The sequence below is a fragment of the Microbacterium jepli genome (assembly GCF_047237905.1).
Taxonomy (GTDB): Bacteria; Actinomycetota; Actinomycetes; order Actinomycetales; family Microbacteriaceae; genus Microbacterium.
This window is the reverse complement of record NZ_JBDFLW010000003.1, coordinates 20,891-44,874: the sequence shown is the minus strand read 5'-3', so window position 1 is coordinate 44,874 and position 23,984 is coordinate 20,891. Positions and strand designations below refer to the sequence as shown.

The 23,984-nt window shown below is 70.3% G+C and carries 22 protein-coding genes; 17 read left to right on the top strand and 5 right to left on the bottom strand.

All coding sequences use genetic code 11. The features are described from left to right. The first annotated feature begins 153 nt into the window (after nucleotides 1–153). The 3 genes from ABC304_RS00840 (at nucleotide 154) to ABC304_RS00830 (ending at nucleotide 2,565) form a co-directional block, all read left to right on the top strand. Nucleotides 154–1,101, top strand: coding sequence for a ParA family protein (locus ABC304_RS00840; RefSeq protein WP_412928435.1), 948 nt, complete (start codon nucleotides 154–156; stop codon nucleotides 1,099–1,101). Beyond that, the gene (locus ABC304_RS00835) at nucleotides 1,101–2,114 is read left to right on the top strand and encodes a ParB/RepB/Spo0J family partition protein (protein ID WP_412928434.1); all 1,014 of its coding nucleotides are present in this window, start codon (nucleotides 1,101–1,103) and stop codon (nucleotides 2,112–2,114) included. Before ABC304_RS00840 ends, ABC304_RS00835 begins: the two co-directional genes overlap by 1 nt. Before the next feature lie 103 nt (nucleotides 2,115–2,217). Next, nucleotides 2,218–2,565 carry a tryptophan synthase subunit alpha gene (locus ABC304_RS00830; protein WP_412928433.1) on the top strand — a complete coding sequence of 116 codons (348 nt, stop codon included), beginning with the start codon at nucleotides 2,218–2,220 and terminating at the stop codon, nucleotides 2,563–2,565. Between the two features lie 111 nt (nucleotides 2,566–2,676). Here ABC304_RS00830 and trxA read toward each other — a convergent pair whose 3' ends face one another. The 3 genes from trxA to ABC304_RS00815 all read right to left on the bottom strand — a co-directional run bounded on the left by trxA (nucleotide 2,677) and on the right by ABC304_RS00815 (nucleotide 6,283). Then, nucleotides 2,677–3,000 carry a thioredoxin gene (gene trxA, locus ABC304_RS00825; protein WP_127097090.1) on the bottom strand — a complete coding sequence of 108 codons (324 nt, stop codon included), beginning with the start codon at nucleotides 2,998–3,000 and terminating at the stop codon, nucleotides 2,677–2,679. Between the two features lie 92 nt (nucleotides 3,001–3,092). After that, nucleotides 3,093–4,070, bottom strand: coding sequence for a thioredoxin-disulfide reductase (gene trxB, locus ABC304_RS00820; RefSeq protein ID WP_412928432.1), 978 nt, complete (start codon nucleotides 4,068–4,070; stop codon nucleotides 3,093–3,095). A 53-nt stretch (nucleotides 4,071–4,123) separates the two neighbouring features. Next, on the bottom strand, nucleotides 4,124–6,283 hold the full coding sequence (locus ABC304_RS00815; protein WP_412928431.1) for a DUF6049 family protein: 2,160 nt from the start codon (nucleotides 6,281–6,283) through the stop codon (nucleotides 4,124–4,126). A gap of 153 nt (nucleotides 6,284–6,436) precedes the next feature. Between ABC304_RS00815 and ABC304_RS00810 the strand changes: the two genes are divergently transcribed. The 10 genes from ABC304_RS00810 to ABC304_RS00765 all read left to right on the top strand — a co-directional run bounded on the left by ABC304_RS00810 (nucleotide 6,437) and on the right by ABC304_RS00765 (nucleotide 19,864). Continuing rightward, a complete protein-coding gene (locus ABC304_RS00810; protein WP_412928430.1) occupies nucleotides 6,437–7,987 on the top strand; it encodes a DUF7059 domain-containing protein in 1,551 nt (516 codons plus the stop codon). Between the two features lie 117 nt (nucleotides 7,988–8,104). Then, complete coding sequence (locus ABC304_RS00805) at nucleotides 8,105–9,532, top strand: CCA tRNA nucleotidyltransferase (protein ID WP_412928429.1); 1,428 nt, start codon at nucleotides 8,105–8,107, stop codon at nucleotides 9,530–9,532. Nucleotides 9,533–9,612: 80 nt separating this feature from the next. Further along, a complete protein-coding gene (locus ABC304_RS00800; RefSeq protein WP_412928428.1) occupies nucleotides 9,613–10,935 on the top strand; it encodes a sigma-54-dependent transcriptional regulator family protein in 1,323 nt (440 codons plus the stop codon). A 209-nt stretch (nucleotides 10,936–11,144) separates the two neighbouring features. Further along, nucleotides 11,145–12,692 carry an acetaldehyde dehydrogenase ExaC gene (exaC, locus tag ABC304_RS00795; RefSeq protein ID WP_412928427.1) on the top strand — a complete coding sequence of 516 codons (1,548 nt, stop codon included), beginning with the start codon at nucleotides 11,145–11,147 and terminating at the stop codon, nucleotides 12,690–12,692. An 85-nt stretch (nucleotides 12,693–12,777) separates the two neighbouring features. Next, nucleotides 12,778–13,179, top strand: coding sequence for a DUF779 domain-containing protein (locus tag ABC304_RS00790; RefSeq protein WP_412928426.1), 402 nt, complete (start codon nucleotides 12,778–12,780; stop codon nucleotides 13,177–13,179). Between the two features lie 394 nt (nucleotides 13,180–13,573). Next, complete coding sequence (locus ABC304_RS00785) at nucleotides 13,574–15,211, top strand: ABC transporter substrate-binding protein (protein ID WP_412928425.1); 1,638 nt, start codon at nucleotides 13,574–13,576, stop codon at nucleotides 15,209–15,211. 75 nt (nucleotides 15,212–15,286) lie between these two features. Then, complete coding sequence (locus ABC304_RS00780) at nucleotides 15,287–16,360, top strand: ABC transporter permease (RefSeq protein ID WP_412928424.1); 1,074 nt, start codon at nucleotides 15,287–15,289, stop codon at nucleotides 16,358–16,360. 1 nt (nucleotide 16,361) lies between these two features. Further along, nucleotides 16,362–17,486, top strand: coding sequence for an ABC transporter permease (locus tag ABC304_RS00775; protein ID WP_412928423.1), 1,125 nt, complete (start codon nucleotides 16,362–16,364; stop codon nucleotides 17,484–17,486). Then, entirely contained in the window at nucleotides 17,483–19,192 is a 1,710-nt protein-coding gene (locus ABC304_RS00770; protein ID WP_412928422.1) for a dipeptide ABC transporter ATP-binding protein, read from the top strand. Before ABC304_RS00775 ends, ABC304_RS00770 begins: the two co-directional genes overlap by 4 nt. A gap of 9 nt (nucleotides 19,193–19,201) precedes the next feature. After that, the gene (locus ABC304_RS00765; RefSeq protein WP_412928421.1) at nucleotides 19,202–19,864 is read left to right on the top strand and encodes a TMEM175 family protein; all 663 of its coding nucleotides are present in this window, start codon (nucleotides 19,202–19,204) and stop codon (nucleotides 19,862–19,864) included. 15 nt (nucleotides 19,865–19,879) lie between these two features. Here ABC304_RS00765 and ABC304_RS00760 read toward each other — a convergent pair whose 3' ends face one another. Next, on the bottom strand, nucleotides 19,880–21,094 hold the full coding sequence (locus ABC304_RS00760; RefSeq protein WP_412928420.1) for a hypothetical protein: 1,215 nt from the start codon (nucleotides 21,092–21,094) through the stop codon (nucleotides 19,880–19,882). Next, nucleotides 21,091–22,083 (bottom strand): hypothetical protein, encoded by a 993-nt coding sequence (locus ABC304_RS00755; protein ID WP_412928419.1) that lies wholly within the window; start codon nucleotides 22,081–22,083, stop codon nucleotides 21,091–21,093. The genes ABC304_RS00760 and ABC304_RS00755 overlap by 4 nt, the downstream gene beginning before the upstream one ends. A 203-nt stretch (nucleotides 22,084–22,286) precedes the next feature. Here ABC304_RS00755 and rpsF point away from each other — a divergent pair, with 203 nt between their 5' ends. From rpsF to rplI, 4 genes are all read left to right on the top strand, one after another. After that, nucleotides 22,287–22,673, top strand: coding sequence for a 30S ribosomal protein S6 (gene rpsF, locus ABC304_RS00750; RefSeq protein ID WP_127097073.1), 387 nt, complete (start codon nucleotides 22,287–22,289; stop codon nucleotides 22,671–22,673). Nucleotides 22,674–22,678: 5 nt separating this feature from the next. Then, nucleotides 22,679–23,191 carry a single-stranded DNA-binding protein gene (locus tag ABC304_RS00745; RefSeq protein WP_412928418.1) on the top strand — a complete coding sequence of 171 codons (513 nt, stop codon included), beginning with the start codon at nucleotides 22,679–22,681 and terminating at the stop codon, nucleotides 23,189–23,191. 74 nt (nucleotides 23,192–23,265) lie between these two features. Further along, nucleotides 23,266–23,520 carry a 30S ribosomal protein S18 gene (gene rpsR, locus ABC304_RS00740; protein ID WP_127097071.1) on the top strand — a complete coding sequence of 85 codons (255 nt, stop codon included), beginning with the start codon at nucleotides 23,266–23,268 and terminating at the stop codon, nucleotides 23,518–23,520. A gap of 9 nt (nucleotides 23,521–23,529) precedes the next feature. Next, nucleotides 23,530–23,982 (top strand): 50S ribosomal protein L9, encoded by a 453-nt coding sequence (gene rplI / locus ABC304_RS00735; protein ID WP_127097070.1) that lies wholly within the window; start codon nucleotides 23,530–23,532, stop codon nucleotides 23,980–23,982. Nucleotides 23,983–23,984: the final 2 nt, after the last annotated feature.

Genomic DNA, 23,984 nt, shown 5'->3' with positions numbered 1-23,984 from the left:
CGTGCGCACGCAGTCGGTCTGTGAAGGGCGGTCACCGCACAGGCTCCGGCCTGCTTGAGATCCCGCGGCCGGCCGCCTGGCGTCCAGGTCGAGGGGGTGCCGCGGGTTAGAGTGGAGACGCTCCCGATCGACGCGAAAGTGAGAGTGTTTCACGTGAAACAGCCCGAGAACGAGAACGTCTCGGCACCCTTCTCCCTCGCCGGCGATGACACGCCGCTCGCACGGGAACTGGCCGATCTCTCTGCCCGACGCCGCGCGCTGGCGACGACCGATGTGACGCTTTCGGGTCGCACCCGGGTGCTCACCGTGTCGAACCAGAAGGGAGGCGTCGGAAAGACCACGACGACGGTCAACATGGCCGCGGCCCTCACATCCGTCGGCGCTCGCGTGCTCGTGATCGACCTCGATCCACAGGGAAACGCGTCCACCGCGCTCAGCGTGCCGCACACAGCTGACATCCCCAGCATCTACGACGTGCTCATCGATGAGTTCCCGATCGCGGAAATAGTCCAGGTCAGCCCGGAATCTCCGAACCTGCTCTGTGCGCCCAGCACCATACATCTCGCCGGCGCCGAGATCGAGCTCGTCTCTCAGGTCGCCCGGGAGCACCGCCTCCGGACGGCGCTCGACGAGTACCTCGCGTCGCTTGAGGAGCCGCTCGATTTCGTCCTCATCGACTGCCCGCCCTCGCTCGGTCTCCTCACGATCAACGCGTTTGTGGCGGCGACGGAACTACTCATCCCCATTCAGTGCGAGTACTACGCGCTCGAGGGCCTGAGCCAGCTGATGGGCACCGTCAAGATGATCCAGAAGCACCTCAACCCGTCGCTGCATCTGTCGACGATCGTGCTGACCATGTACGACGGTCGGACCCGGCTCGCGCAGCAGGTTGCGGAAGAGGTGCGCCAGCACTTCCCGCGGGAGGTTCTGCGCACCGTCATCCCGCGGTCCGTGCGTGTCTCTGAGGCCCCGAGCTTCGGCCAGACCGTCATCTCCTACGACGGACAGTCGGCAGGTGCCGTCGCCTATCGCGAGGCTGCCGTCGAAATCATCAACCGTGACGCTGCCGCTGGGGCGAGCGACACCGAGGAAGGCTCCTGATGGCCAAGCGAACCGGATTGGGCCGCGGCATCGGCGCCCTCATCCCCACGTCCGAACCGAGCGAAGCTCGCCCGGTCGACGTGTTCTTCCCCGGCGCGTCTTCGACGGCGCCGACGACCGACGCGTCGAAGCGCGACACGGATGCGTCGGCGGAGGCCGCAGCATCCGACTCCGCGGTCGCGACCGATGACGGACTCGTCGAGGTCCCCGGTGCCCATCTCGCCTACATCGACCCTCACTCGATCGTCCCCAACCCGCGTCAGCCTCGCACGGTGTTCGATGCCGACGACCTGGCGGAGCTCGTGCACAGCGTGCGCGAGTTCGGCGTGCTGCAGCCCGTGGTGGTCCGTGCCGCCGGCGAGGGCACGTACGAGCTCATCATGGGCGAGCGGCGTACGCGCGCTGCGCGTGAGGCCGGCCTGACGTCCATTCCGGCTGTCGTCCGCGAGACGTCCGACGAGCACCTTCTCCGTGACGCGCTTCTCGAGAACCTCCACCGTTCGGAGCTCAATCCGCTGGAGGAGGCATCCGCCTACGAGCAGCTCCTCGCGGACTTCGGCATCACCCAGGAGGAGCTCGCCGCGCGTATCGGACGCTCGCGTCCTCAGATCAGCAACACGATCCGTCTCCTGAAGCTCCCCGTGCCCGTGCAGCAGCGCGTCGCCGCCGGTGTCCTCTCAGCCGGTCACGCGCGTGCGATCCTCTCGCTGCACGAGCCCGAGGCCATGCAGCGTCTCGCCGACAAGATCGTCAACGAAGACCTCTCCGTGCGCGCGGCCGAAGCGGCTGCCAAGACGGCGGATGCCGGTGGCTCACGTCGTCCGATCCCACAGCCGGGAGCGCGCCGCGCCCATCTCGATGAGGTCGCCGAGCGCCTCGGCGACCGGCTCAACACCAAGGTGCGCATCGCGCTGGGCGCACGAAAAGGCCAGGTCATCGTTGATTTTGCAACCATACAGGATCTCAACCGCATCCTCGGGGAGCTGGGCGAGGACGGCTACGGCGCGAGCTGAGTAGGAGCCCAGCGCCCCCTGCACGCGTCCACGACAGGGCGCCGTCTCGACCGCATCCCCGCACCCAGGACCACCCCCGGGTGAGCCGACGTAGGCTTGTCGTATGAGTTCCCGCGACGACCACCCGCAGCGTCGGGCGAGCCTCGAGGTGCTCCGCGCCGAGGCCGCCGACGAGCTGTCGGTGCTCGTGGAGGAGAGACTCCGCGAGGGCGAGGACCCGTGGGACTTCATGGAGGACCTGCCGTCCGTCGACGAGCTCGTGGTCTTCGTGCTGCGGGCCGAGAACATCGCCGCGAACGGGGGCGGGCGGCCGACGTCCGCTCGGCACTATCGCGTGCTGCGGCAGATCTCGCTCGACTACCCGGAGCTCACGCCGGCGGTCTGGCGTCTGCTGGGCGACGCCAACACCCACCGCCGCTGGGACGCTGTCGTCCGCGCCGACGCGCCCTGATGACACGGCGCTGGACGAGCCCGTGACGCGGTGACATGAACGACGAAGCCCCCGTGACCGTGAGGTCGACGGGGGCTTCGGGATGACGGACGAGCCGTCGTGAGAGCATGTTCAGCCGATGAAGGCGGCGAGGTCCTGCTCGAGGGCGTACTTGGGCTTGGCGCCGATGATGGTCGTCTTGACCTCGCCGCCCTGGAACACCTTCATCGCGGGGATCGAGGTGATCTGGTACTTGGCGGCCAGATCGGGGTTCTCGTCGACGTTCAGCTTGAGCACCGTGATCTTCTCAGGGTTCTCGGACTGGATCTCGTCGAGGACGGGAGCGACCATGCGACACGGTCCGCACCAGGCGGCCCAGAAGTCGACGAGCACCGGACCGTCGGCCTGCATGACGTCCTGCTCCCAGGTCGCCGACGTGGTTGCTTTAGCGGTCATTTCCATCTCTCCTTGTTGTCGGAAGTCTCTGTCGAAGGTGAACGCCCTGATCAGCGGGTTCATTCCGCCGTGTGCGTGCTCACAGCGCGCGCTCAGGCGACGGGTAGGCGCTCGATCTGGTCGTCGAAGCGCTCCGGCGCCCCGGCCTCACCGAGGGCCGCGAGGAAGTGCTCCGCGTCGAGGGCCGCGACGGTGCCGCTGCCGGCGGCCGTGGCAGCCTGACGGTACGTCGGGTCGATCACGTCGCCCGCGGCGAACACACCGGGCACGGACGTCCGCGAGGAGCGGCCGTCGACCCAGATGGTGCCCTCGGCGGTGAGCTCGAGCTTGTCGTGCACGAGGTGCGTGCGGGGGTCGTTGCCGATGGCGATGAAGAGACCGTCGAGCGCGAGCTCCCGGCGGCTGCCGTCGACCGTGTCCTCGAGCACGACGCCGGTCAGGGCGCCGTCGCCGAGGACGTCGACGACCTGGCTGTTCCAGACGAACTCGATCTTCTCGTTGGCGAAGGCGCGCTCCTGCATGATCTTCGAGGCGCGCAGCGAGTCCTTGCGGTGGATGACGTACACCTTCGACGCGAACCGCGTGAGGAAGGTCGCCTCCTCCATCGCGGAGTCACCGCCGCCGACGACGGCGATCGTGCGCTCACGGAAGAAGAAGCCGTCGCACGTGGCGCACCACGAGACGCCGTGGCCCGACAGGCGGTCTTCGCCCTCGAGGCCGAGCTTGCGGTACGCGGAACCCGTGGCGTAGATCAGAGCGGATGTCTCGTGCACCGCTCCGCTGCCCAGGGTGATGGTCTTGACGGGCCCGTCGATGTCGAGGCCGACGACGTCGTCGTAGACGACCTCCGCGCCGAACTTCTCGGCCTGGGCCTGCATCTTCTCCATGAGCTCCGGGCCCTGGATGCCGTCGGGGAAGCCGGGGAAGTTCTCGACCTCGGTGGTGTTCATCAGCTCGCCGCCGGCCTCGACCGAGCTCGCGATGACGAGCGGAGAGAGGTTGGCGCGCGCCGCATACACGGCGGCGGTGTAGCCCGCAGGTCCTGACCCGATGATGATGACCTGACGCATGTCCGTGGCCCCTTCGTTTGATTCCACAGCCTTCAACCCATGCTAGTCGCGCGCTATTCCGCGGAGCGGGCCCGCCGGCGGCGCAGGATGGTGCGCACGAGGCCGAAGACGATGAGCGCTCCGACGACCACCGACAGCGCGGCGATGCCGACGCCCTCCCACTCCGCGCGCACCGTCACATCGACGCTGCGCGCCGGTCCGACCACGTCGCCCGTGGCGCTGCGGAGCTCCATGGTCAGCGTCACCTCGCCGCTGCCCACGCGCGACTCCACGGGCACCTTCGCACGCATGTTGCTCGAGGCGGGGACGGTCACCGACGTCGTGCGCTGCACCGTCAGACGGGGATCGTCCGGGGTCACCACCAGGTCGACGTCGATCGGATAGGGCAGGTCGTTGCGGATCCACACGCCCAGCGGCGCTCCGGAGCTGGCGAGGCTCACCGGTGTCGGCTGAAGGATCTCCACGGAGGAGATCGTGTCGGCAGTGGCCTTCCGATGCGCGGTGACCGCAGCATCCCATGCGGCCTTCTGATCGAGCCAGCCGCCACCGAGCACCTGCAGGAGCTCGGCCCGCGCCGGCCCGGTGAGGAGCTGCGGGTCGGAGACGACGCTCGCGAGCGGTTGCAGCGACGCCTCGTCGGAGAAGAGAGCGGATGCCGCGGCCACCCGCTCCGGGTCGACCGTGCCGGCGGTCACCTCGACGTCGGACGCGGGAGCGGACAGCAGCTGCGGAAGCGACGCGGAGGTGGTACCCGGCGCCGTCTCCACCGCGGTGATGGCGTCGGCGAGACCCTCGCCGTCGCGGCTCGAGCCGCGGTCGACCGTCACCAGGAGCGGGCGGCCGTCCGTGGAGCCCAGGGCGAGGAACAGATAGGCGCCGGCGGCGGCGAGCGGCGCGCCGCGGAGGGCATCGTCCGACACCCTCGAGGCGTCGCGCAGCGCCGAGGACACCGCGGCGTCGTAGACGAGCACCGGAGCATCGCCGGTGCGTGCCGCCGCGGCGACGGCGGCGCCGTTCTGGCCGGCCGTGGTGCTGGTGGAGGCGACGAGCGTGGTGGCCGCGGCATCCGGAGTCCCCAGGGCACTGAGCACGGAGACGGTGTCGCCCCCGGCGGTGCCCGTCGCGGGCCAGTACACGGGCACGGTCGCGCCGACGTCCGTGAGTTCGTCGAGCGACGGGAGGGTCGGCTCGGAGCCCGTCGGAGCGGGGCTCGGTGCCGATGCGCCGTCCGAAGACGGGGAGCTGAAGTCAGCGGACTTCATATAGGCGGTGAGTGACGTCGGCTGCGCGGGGGCCGGCTGTCCGGCGGCCAGCTGGCTCGCGATGTCGGCGTCGCCGAACTGGAGGGCGAAGCGCGAATTGGGGAGGTCGTCGAGCCGCTCCAGCCAGGCGACCGCGGTCGAGGGGGCGGAGGTTCCCAGGGCGCGGATGGATGCCGCGATCGAAGGGTCGATGGCGAGGATCGCCGAGGTCCCCGCCACCGCATCCAGCTGCGCGGTCAGGGAGCCGTCATCCGCCGTGAGGGTGGACAGATCGCGAGCGGTCAGAAGGCCTCGTGTGGCGGGATCCGCCGTGATCGGCACGACGATGCCGACGGGCACCGCGTCGGTCGAGACGGCGGGCACCGTCACCACGCTGGTCGCGGTCACCGCCCCAGACGGGGTGGAGTAGGAGGTGAGCAGCGGGTAGACGCCCGGCGCCAGCCCGGCGAGTGCGAGGTTGTCGGCGGTCACCGAGACGGCGGCGGCGCGTGAGGTGTCGGCGGCGACGGCATCGAGCTGCGCGGCGCCCACCTCGGCGAGCGGGAAGTCTCCGGTGCCGCTCTGCAGCCAGGCGGCGAGGGCTGCGCGATCCACCAGCGGCGTCGCGCCGAGCTGGAGCGACGCGCGTCCGGCCGGAAGATCCGACGCGGTGTCGTTGTCGATCGCGATGGTCGCGGTCAGGCCGCGGTCGGGGCGCAGCAGGCCGTCGGAGCCGGGTGCGAGTGTCGCCGAGACGGTGCCGGACGGACCCGTCGGCGTCGGGGTGGGCGTTGCGGCGGTCGCCGCCTGCGGCGCGAGGACCAGACCCGCGGCGAGGAGCACGGCGGTGACGCGGGCGAGCAGCCGGGGCCGGCCGGAGACCGCGGCCGTGTCGACAGACCCGGGCGTGGAGCCGCCGCTCCGCGGCGCGCGGCGGCGGAGCATGCGGGTGCGGGCGGGAGGCGGAGTCATAGGGCGGCGTCCTGTGCGATGCGCGACCGCACGATCCGGTGCGAGTCTACGGTCGCGACCCTCGGAGCCTCCCGAGCGCGCGCGGGTGGAGGGCAGGTTGTCATCGTCGCGGAGCACGTCCGGGGCGCCGTCGCGGCGGGGTTGAATGGACACGTGCTCCCCGAACCCGATGCCCACGCGGCTGCCGCGCTCGCCGACGACCTGGCCGCCGCCGGCTACGCCTCCGCGGCCGTCCGCGCGGCCTGGGGGGACGACGCCGACGACGCCATCGCGCGCGGCCTCCACCGCCCCGCGCTCCGGGCGCTCGGCGGTCGCCGCGATCCGCTGGCGGTGCTGGCACGACTGTTCGTGCTCGGTGTGCCGCAGCCCGAGGCCGACGTCGCCGCCGCTGTGCCGACCGCAGGACTCGATGGGCTGGCGCGGCTGGGTCTCGTGGCGGATGCCACAGCCACCGGCGATGCAACCGGGGCGGGTGGGCGCAGCATCCGTCCCCTCGTCCTCATCCGCCCGCAGTCGTTCGCCGACGCGGGTGGCGAGGCGGAGTGGTGGATCGCGAGCGACCTCGATGAGGCGGCCGTGGGCGGGCCGCTGCCGGTCGAGCACGTGCTCGGCGTGGGTGGAGCGTCGCGCACGCTCGCGGGGATCCAGCTCCCGACGTCGACCGGGTCTGTGCTCGACATGGGGACGGGATGCGGCATCCAGGCGCTGCGGGCCCGCCGTCACGCTGAGACGGTGCTGGCGACGGACATCTCGGAGCGGGCTCTGCGCTTCACGCGCCTCAACGCCCTGCTGAACGGGGTGACGGGCATCACGACGGCGCTCGGGACGCTGTTCGAGCCGGCGGGGGACGAGACGTTCGATCGGGTCGTGTCCAACCCGCCGTTCGTCATCACCCCTCGGCGCGACGGCGTTCCGGAGTACGAGTACCGCGACGGCGGCATGGTCGGCGACGCGCTCGTGGAGGCGGTCATCGTGGGCGTCGGTGAGCGGCTGAAGCCGGGCGGAGTGGCGCAGCTTCTGGGCAATTGGGAGTCGCGGGGCGATGTCGACGGCCTCGACCGCGTGCGGGAATGGGTCGCGCGTTCGCCGGTGCCGCTGGACGCGTGGGTCGTGGCGCGCGAGAACCTCGACCCGATCGCGTACGCGGAGCTGTGGATTCGCGACGGCGGAACCGTGCCGTCCGATCCTGCGTTCGCCGGGCTGATGGACGCGTGGCTCGACGATTTCGCGAGCCGTGACGTCCCGGAGGTCGGCTTCGGCTACATTCTGCTCCGCCGCCCTGTCGACGGGTCCGTGACCCTGTCGCGCTACGAGGCCGTCTGGCAGAGCCTCGGCGATGAGGCGATCGGCGGGCACCTCGCTGCGGCGCTCGCGGCGCACGACCGGGCGACCGCTCTGGACGACGCCGGGATCGCGGCATCCGTCCTGAAGGCGGCGCCCGACGTGACCGAGGCGCGCCATCAGCTGCCGGGGGCGGAGGATCCGACCGTGATCGAGCTCCGGCAGGGCGGTGGATTCGCGCGCACGCTGTCGGTCGACCCCGCACTGGCGGGCCTGGTCGGCGCCTGCGACGGCGATCTGCCGGTCGGCGTGCTCATCGACGCGATCGCCCAGCTGATGGAGGTGGATGCCGCCGAGCTCCGCGCCGACCTCCTGCCGCGCGTGCGGGAGCTGCTCTTCACGGGGTTCCTCGTCTTCGCCTGATCGGGGCCCTCGGCGCTCAGGTGACGGCTCACGCGGGTATGGGCCGCGCGTTCTCGCCGATCGCGTCACCTGACCGGCGGCAGCGGCCACCCCGCCGGCCTTCGTTAGGCTCGGAGGATGCTCAACATGGCCGAGGGTGTCGCGCGCCTCGACGCCCTGACGCAGTCTCCCGTCGTCGACGCACTGGCGCGCGCCTTCGACGCCGCGGGGTTCGAGCTCGCCCTCGTGGGCGGTCCGGTGCGCGATGCCCTGCTCGGCCGCGAGACGCACGACCTCGACTTCACCACCGACGCCCGGCCCGACGACATCCTGCGGATCGTCACGCCCATCTCGACCGCACGCTGGGACATCGGCCGCGACTTCGGCACGATCGGCGCGCGCGTGCAGGGCGAGCAGGTCGAGATCACGACCTATCGCGCCGACAGCTACGACGGCATCACCCGCAAGCCCGTCGTGGAGTTCGGCACGAACCTCGACGACGACCTCGTGCGGCGCGACTTCACCGTCAACGCGATGGCGCTGCGTCTGCCCGGCCGGAGCCTGGTCGACCCGAGCGGCGGGGTCGAAGACCTCCTCGCGCAACGCCTGCGCACCCCGGTCGACCCCGACATCAGCTTCGGCGACGATCCGCTCCGGATGCTGCGCGCGGCCCGCTTCGCATCCCAGCTGTCCTTCGACGTCGATCCCGAGACGGTCGAGGCCATGGGACGCCTGGCCGGCACGCTTCAGATCGTCAGCCCGGAGCGCGTCCAGGGCGAGCTGACACGACTTCTGCAGACCGACGACCCGGTGCGCGGCATCCGCCTGCTGGTCGAGACCGGGCTGATGGAGCTGTTCCTCCCCGAGATCCCCGCGCTGCGCCTCGAGATCGACGAGCACCACCACCACAAGGACGTCTACGAGCACTCGCTCACCGTGCTGCGGCAGGCGCGCGAGCTCGAGGTCGCCCGCAATCCCGGCGCTGCCCCCGACGTGCCGCTGCGACTCGCGGCCCTGCTGCACGACATCGGCAAGCCGGCCACGCGCCGGCTCGAGCCGGGCGGAGCGGTGACGTTCCACCACCACGACGTCAAGGGCGCCCGCATGGCGCGCAAGCGCCTCAAGGAGCTGCGCTTCGACTCCGACACGATCGAGGCCGTCGCGACGCTCATCGAGCTGCACCTGCGGTTCTTCGGCTACTCCGAGGGCGCCTGGACCGACTCGGCGGTGCGCCGCTATGTGCGGGATGCCGGGGCTCAGCTCGACCGGCTCCACATCCTCACGCGCGCCGACGTCACCACTCGCAACAAGCGCAAGGCGCAGCGGCTGGCGAACGCCTACGACGACATCGAGCGCCGCATCGCCGAGCTCCGCGGTCAGGAGGAGCTCGACGCGATCCGCCCCGAGCTCGACGGCAACCGCATCCAGGAGATCCTCGGCATCCCCCCGGGCCGGGAGGTCGGGCAGGCGTACCGGTTCCTCCTCGAGCTGCGCCTGGACGAGGGCGTCATCGGCGCGGATGCCGCGGAGCAGCGCCTCCGCGAATGGTGGGCCGCCCGCGGCTGAGCCCCGGGCATACGGCGGCCCCGCCCGTCGTCCCGGTGCCTACACTGGATGCATCGCTCCTCGATGACGAACGGAGCTCGATGCCATCGCCGTGGTCGCAGCGGCGCGACGTCTCCGCCGAGACCTCGCGCCTGATGATCGAGCGCGCGCACGAGGAGCTCGTCGCCGGCAATCCGGCCGATCCGCGCCTGCTCGACGTGCGGCCTCTGGTGCGCGAATCGTGGCGCCGGGCCTACGCCGGCCTCGTCGGGGCGGAGGCGCCGCCGCCGATCTCCCTCACCGAGGCCGAGCTCGAGGAGTACCGCCGCACGCATCCGCTGGCCGGCGTCATGGACATGGTGCGCGGACTCCTCCTGCCCGGCACACCGGAGGACTCCGGGGTCGTCGTGGCCGTCGGAGACGCGGCCGGGCGCCTGCTGTGGGTCGAGGGCGACCGCGGCATCCGCTCGCTCACCGGCGAGATGGGCTTCGTCGCCGGCACCGACTGGTCCGAGGCGGCCGTCGGCACCTCCGCTCCGGGAACGGCGCTCGCGCTCGACCGCTCCGTGCAGATCCGCGGGGCGGAGCACTACAACCGGCTTGTGCAGCCGTGGTCGTGCACCGCCGCGCCCGTGCACGACCCCGAGACGCGCCGCATCGTCGGCATGATCGACGTCACCGGCGGCATCGAGGCCGTCACACCCCAGGCTCAGCTGCTGGTGGATGCCGCGGCCCGCGCCATCGAGAGCGAGCTGCTCATCGCGCGGCTGAAGGCGCGAGCCGAGCCGCAGCGCCCGGTCGCCCGGTCGGCCCCGGCGCGCCGGGCCACCCCGCGGGCGACGCTGCGGGTGCTCGGGCGGGATCGGGCGCTGCTGGAGACCTCGGGCGACGCGTCCGGCGTGGTCACCCTCAGCGCCCGGCATGCCGAGATCCTGCTGATGCTCGCCACCCACCGGCAGGGGCTCTCCGCCGAGCGGCTGGGCGAGCTCGTCTACGGCCCGACCGACAGCGTCGACACGCTCCGCCCCGAGATGGTGCGGCTGCGGCGGGTGCTCGAGCGCTCCGCGCCGCAGCTGGTGCCGGCATCCCGTCCGTATCGGCTGACCGCGCCGCTGGAGACCGATGCGCAGCACGTCGTGTCGCTGCTCGACCGCGGCGCGCACCGTGTGGCGCTCGCCGCGTATCGCGGACCGGTGCTGCCCGACTCCGTCTCACCCGGTGTGGAGGAGCTCCGCGACAGCGTGCGGACGGCCGTGCGCGAAGCGCTGCTCGCCGAAGCGGGGCTCGACGTGCTGCTGGCGTACGCCGACACCGACGACGGCGCGGACGACGTCGAGGTGCTGCGGCTGTGCCTGCAGCAGCTGCCGCCGCGCTCGCCGCGGCGCGCCGGCCTCGTCGCGCGGATCGAGACGCTCGAGGGCTGAGGGGCCGGGCGTTTCGACGCGCTTCGCTCGCTCAACGGGCGGGCGGGGGCGGGCGGGCCGGGCGTTTCGACTCGCTTCGCTCGCTCAACGGGCGGGGGGCGGGGGCGGGCGTGCGCGTGCAACAGGATGCAACGTCGCGCGACGTACGGTCGCAGCATCCGATCGCGGCGTCACGCGTCGCGGAATCATGAACCGTCGAAGGAGACAGCATGACCATCGTCGATGAGGGCGTCTCGAGCGTCTACGCAGCCCCGGGCTCGCGCGGAGCCGTCGCCGAGTACCGCACCCGCTACGGCCACTGGATCGGCGGCGAGTACGTCGACCCCGTGAAGGGCCAGTGGTTCGAGAACATCTCGCCGGTCAACGGCAAGCCGTTCTGCGAGGTCGGACGCGGCACCTCGGAAGACATCGACAGGGCGGTGGATGCCGCGTGGAAGGCGTTCGCGACGTGGGGCAAGACGAGCCCGACCGAGCGCAGCAACATGCTGCTGAAGATCGCCGACCGGATGGAGGCGAACCTCGAGAGGATCGCCGTCGCCGAGACGTGGGAGAACGGCAAGCCGGTCCGCGAGACCCTGGCCGCCGACATCCCGCTCGCCATCGATCACTTCCGCTACTTCGCCGGCGTGCTTCGCGCGCAGGAGGGCGGCATCTCGCAGCTCGACGAGGACACCGTCGCGTACCACTTCCAGGAGCCGCTCGGTGTTGTCGGGCAGATCATCCCGTGGAACTTCCCGATCCTCATGGCGGTGTGGAAGCTCGCTCCCGCGCTCGCCGCGGGCAACTGCATCGTGCTCAAGCCCGCCGAGCAGACCCCGGCGTCGATCCTGTTCCTGATCGACATCATCGGCGACCTCATCCCCGCAGGTGTGCTGAACATCGTGAACGGCTTCGGCATCGAGGCGGGCGCTCCGCTCGCGTCGCACAAGAAGATCCGCAAGATCGCGTTCACCGGCGAGACCACGACCGGCCGCCTGATCATGCAGTACGCGTCGCAGAACCTGATCCCGGTGACGCTCGAGCTCGGAGGCAAGAGCCCGAACGTGTTCTTCGAGGACGTCGCACGGGCGAACGACTCGTTCTACGACAAGGCGCTCGAGGGCTTCTCCTTCTTCGCGCTGAACAACGGCGAGGTGTGCACGTGCCCGTCGCGCGCACTCATCCAGAAGTCGGTCTACGACCAGCTGCTCGGCGATGGCATCGAGCGCGTGCGGGCGATCAAGCAGGGCAACCCGCTCGACCCGGAGACGATGATCGGCGCGCAGGCCTCGAACGACCAGCTCGAGAAGATCCTGTCGTACATGGACATCGGCAGGCAGGGCGGAGCCAAGGTGCTCATCGGCGGTGAGCGCGCCGACCTCGGCGGCGACCTCACCGACGGCTACTACGTGCAGCCGACGATCTTCGAGGGCACGAACGACATGCGCATCTTCCAGGAGGAGATCTTCGGTCCGGTGCTGTCGGTCACGTCGTTCTCCGACTTCGACGACGCCATCTCGATCGCCAACGACACGCTGTACGGCCTCGGCGCCGGCGTGTGGAGCCGCGACATGAACACCGCGTACCGTGCGGGCCGCGCCATCCAGGCCGGACGCGTCTGGACGAACACGTACCACCAGTACCCCGCCCACGCGGCGTTCGGCGGCTACAAGCAGTCCGGCATCGGCCGCGAGAACCACCTCAAGATGCTCGACCACTACCAGCAGACGAAGAACCTGCTGGTGTCCTACGCCGAGGGCCCGATGGGCTTCTTCTGAGCTCGCCACGCGCGGCCGTGCCCGTGACTGCGCGCACGGGCACGGGCGCATCGTTCGTGGATGCCATCGTTGTGGAGGAGTGGAAATGGTCTCGATCGGCACGTACCAGCGCGTGGATCTGACGGATGCTGCGGCATCCCTCCTCCGTGACCTCACCGTCACGCACGGTCCGCTCATGTTCCACCAGTCGGGCGGATGCTGCGACGGCAGCGCCCCCATGTGCTACCCGGTCGGGATGTTCATCACCGGTCCGAGCGACGTGCAGCTCGGCACGCTGGAGGTGGAGGGCCTCGAGCCGATCGAGGTGTTCATCTCGGAGGCGCAGTTCGAGTACTGGAAGTACACGCACATCACCATCGACGCCGTGCCGGGGCGCGGAGCGGGGTTCTCGGTCGAGGGTCCGACGGGGATGCGCTTCATCATCAGGTCGCGCATGCTCAACGACGCCGAGCTGGAGTACTTCGGGCTGAAGCCCGCGGCGGGCTGAGCCCCGCGGCCGGCTGAGCCCTTTTGACCGCGAGACTGCAACGGGCGCGCGAGGGAGCGGGTAATACCCGTGGTCTCGCCGCCCGGATGCAGTCTCGCGGTCGAAAGCGAGGGATGCCGCGGCTCCGGCCGCGTTCTCAGTGCTGGTCTGCATGCATCCAGCGTGGCCGCGGCCGCGTGCGCGCACCTCGCCCCTCCGTCACGACCTGCCCGTGACATCCGTCATGCCTCGACCCCTCGCGAGACGTCTCCGCGACACGGGGTCCCGCGTCGGGCGGGTTTCGGTCTCGTCACGAATTGGCGCCGTGAGTTGGCCCCGACCGGGTCGGGCACCAAGATATGCGGAGGGCCGCGCGCACCCGTCGCGGCTCATTCCTTCACAGCAGAGGTAACACATGTCACTGCACCACACCGGTCGCGGCCGCCTCGGCCTCGCCCTCGGGGCCTTCGGCGCCTCGGCCCTTCTCCTCGCCGGCTGCGCCGGCGGCGGCGGCGGAACCGCCAGCGACGGCGGCGGCGGCTCGGACGAGCCCCTCATCGTCGGCACGACCGACAAGATCACGTCGCTGGACCCCGCTGGTTCGTACGACAACGGCTCGTTCGCCGTGATGAACCAGGTCTACCCGTTCCTCCTGAACAGCCAGTACGGCACCGCCGACGTCACGCCCGACATCGCCGAGTCGGCCGACTTCACCTCGCCGACCGAGTACACCGTCACGCTCAAGGAGGGCCTCACCTTCGCCAACGGGCACGCGCTGACCTCCTCGGACGTCAAGTTCTCCTTCGACCGCCAGGTCGCCATCGCCGATGAGAACGGCCCCTCGTCGCTGCTCTACAACCTCGACAGCGTCGCCGCCCCCGACGACACCACGGTCGTGTTCACGCTCAAGAACGGCAACGACCAGGTGTGGCCGCAGATCCTGTCGAGCCCCGCCGCACCGATCGTCGACGAAGAGGTCTTCTCCGCCGACGCCGTCACCCCCGACGACGACATCGTCTCGGGCAAGGCGTTCGCCGGTCAATACACGATCGACTCGTACAAGGTCAACGAGCTGATCTCCTACGTGCCCTTCGCCGACTACAAGGGCGGCCTGCCGGCCGCGGCCAACGGCGGCGTGACGGCGAAGTACTACGCCGACTCGTCGAACCTGAAGCTCGACATCCAGAGCGGTGCGATCGACGTCGCCTTCCGCAGCCTGAGCGCGACCGACGTGGCCGACCTGTCCGGCGACGACGCGGTCAAGGTCGTCGACGGCCCCGGCGGCGAGATCCGCTACATCGTGTTCAACTTCGACACGATGCCTTTCGGCGCCACCACGGGCGAGGCCGACGCGGCCAAGTCGCTCGCCGTGCGCCAGGCGGCCGCCGACCTCATCGACCGCGAGGCCATCGCGACCGACGTGTACAAGGACACCTTCTCCCCGCTCTACTCCTACGTCCCGCAGGGCCTGACCGGTGCCAACGAGGCGCTCAAGGGCCTCTACGGCGACGGCCAGGGCGGACCCGACGTCGACAAGGCGAAGGCCACGCTCGAGGCCGCCGGCGTCACCACGCCGGTAGTGCTGAACCTGCAGTACAACGGCGACCACTACGGCCCCTCGTCGGGTGACGAGTACGCCGCGGTCAAGGCGCAGCTGGAGGAGGGCGGCCTGTTCACCGTCAACCTCGCGCAGACCGAGTGGGTGCAGTACTCGAAGGACCGCACGTCCGACGTCTACCCGCTGTACCAGCTCGGCTGGTTCCCGGACTACTCCGACGCCGACAACTACCTGGCGCCGTTCTTCACGAAGGACAACTTCCTCGCGAACCACTACGACAACGCCGAGGTCCAGGACCTGATCGCCCAGCAGGCGACCGAGACCGACGCCGCTGCGCGTGAGGCGACGATCGGCGAGATCCAGGACAAGGTGGCCGCCGACCTGTCGACGCTGCCGCTGCTCCAGGGCAAGCAGGTCGCGATCGTGGGCGCGTCCGTCAACGGCGCCACCCTCGACGGTTCGTTCAAGTTCCGTTACGCACCGCTGAGCAAGTAGCAGACAGGGAACCGGATGCCGGTGGCACATGCCACCGGCATCCGGTTCTTCTTCGCTGAAGTAAGGTTTTCCCCCATGGTCACCGCCGTCGACGCAGCCGCGATCGCCACCCCCGTCACCCCTCGCCGGGGCGGCCTGTGGCGCTACATCCTCATCCGACTCCTGCTGATCCTCCCGACGGTGTTCATCCTCGTCACGGTGGTCTTCTTCCTCATGCGGATCACCGGAGACCCCATCACCGCCGCCCTCGGCGGCCGGCTCCCGGCCGACCAGCTCGCGGAGCGGATCGCCGCCGCCGGCTACGACCGGCCGCTCATCATCCAGTACCTCGAGTACCTGGGCGGAGTGTTCCGCGGCGACTTCGGCACGACCCTCACCGACAACCGCCCGGTGATCGGCATCCTCGTGCAGTACGGCGCCGCCACCCTGGAGCTCGCGTTCTACGCTCTCATCGTCGCGTTCCTGATCGGCATCCCGTTCGGTCTCATCGCCGCCTACCGCCGTGACCGCTGGCAGGACGCCGTGCTCCGCATCGGCGCGATCCTCGGCTACGCGACCCCCATCTTCTTCGTCGGCCTGCTGCTCAAGCTCGTCTTCTCCATCTGGCTCGGTGTACTCCCGGTCGCCGGCCGCGCGGGCACGCGCACCGAACTGAAGCTGCAGTCGCTCGACGCCCCGACCGGCATCTACCTGATCGACGCGCTCCGCCTCGGCGACGGCGCGGCGATCGGCGACGTGCTCACCCACGCCATCCTCCCGGGGCTCGCGCTGGGCATCCTGACCGCCGGCATCTTCCTGCGCCTCGTGCGCACGAACGTCATCGGCACCCTCGGCGCGCAGTACGTCACGTCAGCGCGCTCCCGCGGTGTGCGCGAGTTCCGTCTGGTCACGAAGCACGCGTACCGCCCGGCGCTCATCCCGATCATCACCGTGATCGGCCTGCAGATCGCCCTGCTGCTCTCCGGCGCCGTCCTGACGGAGTCCACCTTCGAGTGGAAGGGCATCGGCTTCATGCTCAGCGAATACCTGAAGGCCCGAGACTTCGTCGCCGTGCAGGGCATCGTCGTGATGATCGCCGTCGTGGTGGCGCTGACCAACTTCGTCGTCGACGTGATCGCGGCGCTCATCGACCCGCGAGTGAGGTACTGACATGACCGACACCCGCAGAAGCAGCGGATCGGATGCTGCGGCCACCGCGCCCGCGGATGCTCTGACCACCCGCAAGGTGCCCCTGCGCGATCGCCTGCCGGTCGTCTCGCAGCTGCGCCGCAGCGTCGGGCTCCAGCGCACCATGCTCGTCATCGGCCTCGTCATCTCCGCGGTGTTCATCCTGACCGCGATCTTCGCTCCGTTCATCGCGCCCTACGGCTTCGCGCAGCAGTCGGCGGACGGTGTGAAGTTCGGCACGCAGCAGGCGCCGAACGCCCTCAACCTCCTCGGCACGACGGTGAGCGGGTTCGACGTGCTGTCGCGCGTGATCTGGGGCGCCCAGACGGCGCTGCTGGTCATCGTCTGCGCCATCCTGTTCTCGATCTTCCTCGGCATCTTCCTCGGGCTCGTGGGCGGCTACTTCGGCGGATGGCTCGATCGCCTCCTCGTCGTGGTCTGCGACGCGATCTACGCGTTCCCGTCCCTCCTGCTGGCGATCGTCATGTCGATCGCGATCACGCGCGGCCAGTCCACGCTGTGGGGCGGCATCCTCGCCACGGCCATCTCGATCACCGTCGTGTTCGTGCCGCAGTACTTCCGGGTAATCCGCGCGGAGGTCGTGCGCGTCAAGGCCGAGCCGTTCGTCGAGTCCGCCCGCGTCATCGGCGTGCCCACCGGTCGCATCCTCGTGCGCCACGTGCTGCGCAACTCGACCCGCTCGCTGCCGGTCGTCATCACGCTGAACGCCTCGGAGGCCCTCCTCACCCTCGCGGGCCTGGGCTTCCTCGGCTTCGGCATCGAGGCCACGGCGGCAGCCGAATGGGGCTACGACCTCAACCGCTCGGTGGCCGACGTGACCAGCGGCATCTGGTGGACGGCGATCCCGCCCGGCGTCGCCATCGTGCTCGTGGTGCTCGGCATCACGCTCGTCGGCGAGAGCCTCAACGACCTGAGCGACCCCCGTCTGCGCACGCGCCGCCGCGCCGGAGGCGCTCCCGCGCCCGCCGCGGCGACGGCTGCCGTCCCGGTCGCCGGGGTCGCAGCATCCGCCGACGACGTCATCGCACCGGTGACCGAGACCGGCCGGCCCACCGATCCTCGCGCCTCCGATGGGAGCACGTCATGACCCCCACCGCCGCCCGCCCCGGACGCTCCGTCGGCGCGCCGGTCGCCCGCGTCGACGACCTGCGCGTCGCCTTCGCCACCGACGGCCCGCCCGTCGTCGCCGTCTCGGGCATCTCGCTCGAGGCCCGCGCCGGCGAGGTGCTCGCCATCGTCGGCGAGTCGGGATCGGGCAAGACCGTGACCGCCAACACGCTGCTCGGACTGCTGCCCGAGACGGCCACCCTCTCGGGTGCGGTCATCGTGCGGGGCCGCGCGGGCGACGAGACCGACATCGTGCACGCGACCGCGGCACAGCTGCGCGAGATGCGCGGACGGGACGCCGCGATGGTGTTCCAGGAGCCGTCCACCGCGCTCAACCCGGTCTACACGGTCGGCTGGCAGATCGCGGAGGGCCTGCGCGCCCACGAGAAGCTCTCGGCCGCGGAGGCGAAGGCCAAGGCCGTCGACATCCTGCGTCGGGTCGGCATCCCCGACCCCGAGAAGCGGGTCGACGACTATCCGCACCAGTTCTCCGGCGGGCAGAAGCAGCGCGTCGTGATCGCGATGGCGCTCGTGCTCGACGCCGGCCTCATCATCGCCGACGAACCGACCACCGCGCTCGACGTCACGGTGCAGGCCGAGATCCTCGAGCTGCTGCGCACCTGCCGGGACGAGTTCGGCGCGACGATCGTGCTCATCACCCACAACATGGGCGTCGTGGCCGACCTCGCCGACCGCGTCGTGGTGATGTATCAGGGCGACATCGTCGAGCAGGCGCCGGTGCGCGAGCTCTTCGCGGCGCCGCAGCAGGCCTACACGCGCGAGCTCCTCGCCGCCGTGCCGCACGTCGGCCGCGGCAAGAGCGCCACCCAGTCGCTCGACACCCCCGCCCCGACCGCGCCGCCGGAGGGCAGCCTGGTCGTCGCGGAGAAGGTGGAGATCGGCTACCCCGGTCGCTTCGGCGCCGCCGGCGTCATCGCCGTGAAGGGCGTGGACTTCTGGATCGCGCCCGGCGAGGTGCTCGGCCTCGTCGGCGAGTCGGGCTCGGGCAAGACCACCATCGGCCGCGCCATCGTCGGGCTCACCGAGGTCGTCGGCGGCTCGCTGCGCGTGCTCGGCACCGAGATGCGCGGCGTGAAGAACCGTCAGCTCGCCAAGACGCGCCCCGACATCGGGTTCGTCTTCCAGGACCCGGCGACGAGCTTCAACCCGCTGCTGACGATCGCGGAGTGCATCGCCGAACCGCTCATCGTGCACCGTCGCGCCGGCGACGCCCGCACCGCCCGGCGCAAGGTGAACGAGCTGCTCGACGCGGTCAACCTGCCGACGGCGTTCGGCGACCGCTACCCGCACGAGCTCAGCGGCGGCCAGCGCCAGCGCGCGTCGCTGGCGCGCGCACTCGCGCTCGACCCGAAGCTGCTCATCGCCGATGAGCCGACCTCCGCGCTCGACGTCTCGGTGCAGGCGCGGGTGCTGCGGCTGTTCGCCGACCTCCAGGCCGAGTTCGGCTTCGCCTGCCTGTTCATCAGCCACGACCTCGCGGTGGTCGACGAGGTCGCCGACCGCGTGATCGTGCTGCGTCAGGGCGTCATCCGCGAGCAGGGCACGACGGTGCAGGTGCTCAGCCGCCCCTCCGACGACTACACCGAGCGGCTGCTGGCGTCGCTGCCCGTGCCCGACCCGGTGCAGCAGGAATCGCGCCGCGAGCTCTGGCGGTCCACCCGCTAGCATCTGGCCATGGACAGAGCCGGCCGGACGGCCCGCGGCGCGGACGCGAAGACCTGGCTGCCCTCGGCCGAGCGGCTGAAGGCCTTCACCGACGCGGTGGTGGCCATCGCGATGACGCTGCTGATCCTGCCCCTGCTGGAGAGCGTCAGCGACGCGGGGTCCGAGAACCTGACGACGCTGGAGTGGCTCCACGAGGAGTTCTCGCCGATCATCATGTTCGTCCTGAGCTTCGTGATCATCGCGAACTTCTGGATGACGCACCATCGAGTCTTCTCGAAGGTGGAGCGGGTGACCGAGGCCCTCGTCTGGATCACGATGGTGTGGGCGCTGACGATCGTCTGGCTCCCCGTGGCGACCGCCGTTATCGGCCAGATGAAAACCGACGACCTGCAGCGCGTGCTCTACATCGGCAGCATGGCGCTGACGGCCGTGCTCCAGGTGTGCACGCGGCTCTACCTGCGCGCGAACCCCCGCCTGCACGAGATCTCCGATGACCAGCTCCGCTCGGGCATCCTCGCGGACATCATCACCACCGCCCTCTTCCTGGTCAGCCTGGGCGTCGCCGTGCTGGTGCCGAACATCGGCTACGCGGCGCTGTTCCTCATGGTGCTCGTCGGACCGATCCACAGTCTGAGCGTGCGCCGGCTCCGCGCCTCCGCGGCGAAGCGCTGAACGCGCACCACAGCGTCAGCGCATCAGCTGCGTGAGCAGACCCGACTGCATCGCGAGCCACACGATGCCGAAGATCACCATGACGATGATCGTGGCCACCGGCACGCGCTTCTGCAGCCGCCGGCCCTGCGGCGCCACTCCGGGCGGCGGTGTCAGCAGCTGCGGCGGTGCGGCGAACGGCAGCGCGGCGGCACCGGGCGTCACCGCTCCGGCGGGCAGGGCCCCGGGGGCGGGCGAGCCACCGGAGACGAGCGGAGAAGCGGATGCCGCGGCATCCGCTCGCAGGTGCTCGTCACGCCAGCGGCCCCACTGCGCAAGCTTGTCGAGCAGCGCTCCGACCGCGCCGAACAGCCACGCCCACGTGGCAGGGTCGAGCGTGGACATGTCGCGCTTGGCGTAGAGGAAGAGCCACTGGTCGACGATCTCGACGTCGAGCGCCGCGGCGTTGTCGATGAACCGCGCCATGATGTCGGGCGTGAAGAGGTAGAGAGCGTCGCGCTCGTAGCCGTTCGGGCAGTACAGCGCGAAGTGCCGGTCGAAGTCGCCCTCGAGGCTGAGGCGCTGGTCGCGGTCGAAGCTCGAGGGCAGATTGGACCCGAAGAGCCCGTTGTTGCTGAGCGCGTCGAGCACGATGTGCGGCAGCGGCACGTCGAGCTTGATGGCGACGTAGCCCCAGCGGTGCGTGGTGCGGTTCTTGCCCGAGCCGGTCGTGTACCGGTAGTTGGCGAACTCGACGAACCGCGGTCGCTCGCCGCGGACGAGGTCGCTCGCCTGGCGCGAGCTGCCGCGACCGAAGATCATGCCCGGGAGTGCCGGGCTGCTGAGCCTCGGCAGGTAGGACATGCCGTTCGACACGGCGAAGCGCGCGAGGCGGAACCGGCGCTTTGACCCGTTCGCGATGCCCCGGACCAGCGCGACGACCGCCGCGGCGACGACACCGATGATGACGACGAACACCACGATGCCGAGGGCGCCGCGGGCACCCGACCGCGAGAACATCGACACCGCGACCGTCGCGATCGACCCGAAGACGGTGAGGAAGATGACCGCGACGAACACCACCACGACGACGGTGAGGACCTGCGCGAACGTCGTGCCGGCCTCACCGCGCGCCTTGAGCTGCGCGGTGTAGGCGCGCAGCTCCGCCTTGTCGACCGGGTCGGTCAGGGCGCGGGTGTCGAAGGGGAGGGATGCCGCGCTGCCGCCGCTCGCCGGGATGCCGGCGCTCACCGGTTCACCTCGTCTGCGTCCCACGTGAGGGCGGTGCCCTCGCGGATAGGGATCGCCTCGAGACGCGGGTCGGCGCGCAGCGCGCGCACGAGCTCCGAGCTGCCGCCGATGATCGTGGAGTCGTAGTCGACCTCGGTGGAGATGATCCAGGCGTGGTCGTCGGGCCAGACGAGAGTGGGAGCGTGGGCGGTGGCGGGGAACCCGTGCTCCTCGGCCTCGCGGTCGCGCCAGGGCACGTCGAGGAACCAATCCGGACGAGCGAGCTCCACCACTCCTCCCCGAAAGAGGACGTGGTCGCGATTGAGCAGCCGCAGCCGCGGGCCCTCGGAGATCGTACGGTCCAGCATCCCGTCCTGCCGGGTGTCCTTGCGGAACCCCTTGTCGTACGGGTCGCGCACCGAACGGGACAGCATCTCGTTGTGCGCGGTCACTTCCTCGGAGGGGGTGGGGGTGAACTGGATGAACGTGCGCGAGGGTGCCGGCCCCATGAAGCCGACCAGGCCTCCGAAGCCCTCCCACACCGCCACGTAGCCGTCGTCCGGTGTCGTCGTGTGTGCGGCGGCGTGACCGGCCACCACGGCGACGAGGTCGGCCGGGAGATCTCCCAGGTCGGGGGTGCCGTAGCGCCAGCCGGCCGCGTCGCGCGGTCCGTCCTCGTTCTCGACGAGCCGACCGGGGGCGACGAGGGCGTCCCACTGGGCTCGGGCGTGCATCGTCGTGCCGAGTGCCGCGGCGGTCTGCGCCCACGACACGCGCTCGACGTCGATCTCGGGGTCGCGACGCTGGAAGTCCTCCCACTCGCGGCGGTGGCGGGCGTACGGCAGACCGGGCCAGCGCTCGCCGACCGGACGGTCGCGGGTGGCCGGGTGGAAGATCCGCACGTACTCGGCGAAGCCGCGCGGCACGATGTCGTGGATCGTCCCCCGCCAGGGCGAATCGACCCTGTCGCGGATCCAGTCGCCCGCCGCCCCGTCCGCCGTCCATTCCATGGCCGCCACGCTACCTGCGGGAGGGCGTCCGGCCCCGTCGTCGCGCGGGCGCGGCATCCCGATTCCGGCGGATGCCGCGGCATCCGGTACACTGTGAAGGTTGTCCGGCCTCGGCCCAGCCCGAAACCGGCCGGACACGTGCACACACCCTCCTGCTGCCGGGAAATGCCCGACAGCCGTTCTAGTCCGAAGGAGGTGGGTCAGTGACGCACCAGTACGAACTCATGGTCATCTTGAACCCCGAGATCGACGAGCGCCAGGTCGCTCCGAACCTCGACAAGTTCCTGAAGGTCATCACCAACGACGGCGGTTCCATCGAGAACGTCGACGTGTGGGGCAAGCGCCGCCTGGCATACGAGATCCAGAAGAAGAACGAGGGCATCTACGCCGTCGTCAGCTTCACGGCATCCAGTGACGCCACGCGCGAGCTCGACCGTCAGCTCAAGCTCAGCGAGATGATCATGCGCACCAAGGTCCTCCGGGCCGAAGAGGCGATCGCGATGATCGCGTCCGAGAAGCAGCGCGCCGACGAGAAGGCCGCCCGCAAGGCAGCCCGTCCCGCCAAGCCCGCGGTCAAGCAGGACGCGTAAGGGTCATGGCCGGCGAGACGATCATCACCGTCGTGGGAAACCTCACGGCTGATCCCGAGCTGCGCTATACGCAGAACGGACTCCCCGTCGCGAACTTCACGATCGCGTCGACGCCGCGCACCTTCGACCGTCAGGCGAACGAGTGGAAGGACGGCGAAGCGCTGTTCCTCCGTGCGAGCGTCTGGCGCGAGTTCGCCGAGCACGTCGCCGGATCGCTGACCAAGGGCAGCCGCGTCATCGCGAGCGGTCGCCTGAAGCAGCGCTCGTACGAGACGAAGGAAGGCGAGAAGCGCACGTCGATGGAGCTCGAGGTCGACGAGATCGGCCCGTCGCTGCGATATGCGACGGCTCAGATCACGCGTGCGGCCTCCTCCGGCGGCGGACAGGGCGGCGGGCAGTCCCGCGGCCAGGTCGCCGACCAGCCGTGGTCGACCCCCGGGTCGAGCAACGGCTCCTCGAACAGCGGCGCCGACGCGTGGAGCACTCCCGGCTCCTACGGAGACGACACCCCGTTCTGATCCGCGAATCCGGCCGCCCGTCAGGCGCAGGCCGGGTCGCAGCATCCGATCTACACACTCAGTAAGGAAGAACCATGGCTGGAAAGTCCACCGGCGACCGCCGGAAGCCGCGGAAGGGCGGCAAGGTCACCGCTCCCGCGAAGCCGACCCGCGTCGGCCTCATCGACTACAAAGATGTCGCCACGCTTCGCAAGTTCATCTCGGAGCGCGGGAAGATCCGCGCCCGCCGTATCACCGGAGTCTCGGTGCAGGAGCAGCGTCTGATCGCCCGTGCGATCAAGAACGCGCGCGAAATGGCACTCCTGCCCTACGCCGGCGCTGGCCGTTAAGGGGCACCGATGTCGAAGCTGATTCTCACGAACGAGGTCGCCGGTCTCGGCGGCGCCGGAGACGTTGTCGAGGTCAAGGACGGGTTCGCCCGCAACTACCTCATCCCCCAGGGCTTCGCCGTGGCGTGGACCCGCGGTGGCGAGAAGCAGGTAGCGTCGATTCGCGCCGCCCGTGACTCCCGCGCGATCCACGATCACGAAGAGGCCGTGGCGCTCAAGAACACGCTCGAGTCCAACAAGGTCAAGCTCGCCGTCAAGACCGGCAGCGAAGGCCGTCTGTTCGGCTCGGTCAAGACCGACCACATCGCCGACGCCGTCAAGGCGGCCGGCCTGGGCGACCTGGACAAGCGCAAGATCCACATCACCACGCCCATCAAGTCGATCGGCGAGCACGAGGCCACGGTCCGTCTCCGCGACGACCTGACCGCTGTGATCACCCTTCAGGTGGTCTCCGCCAAGTAAGG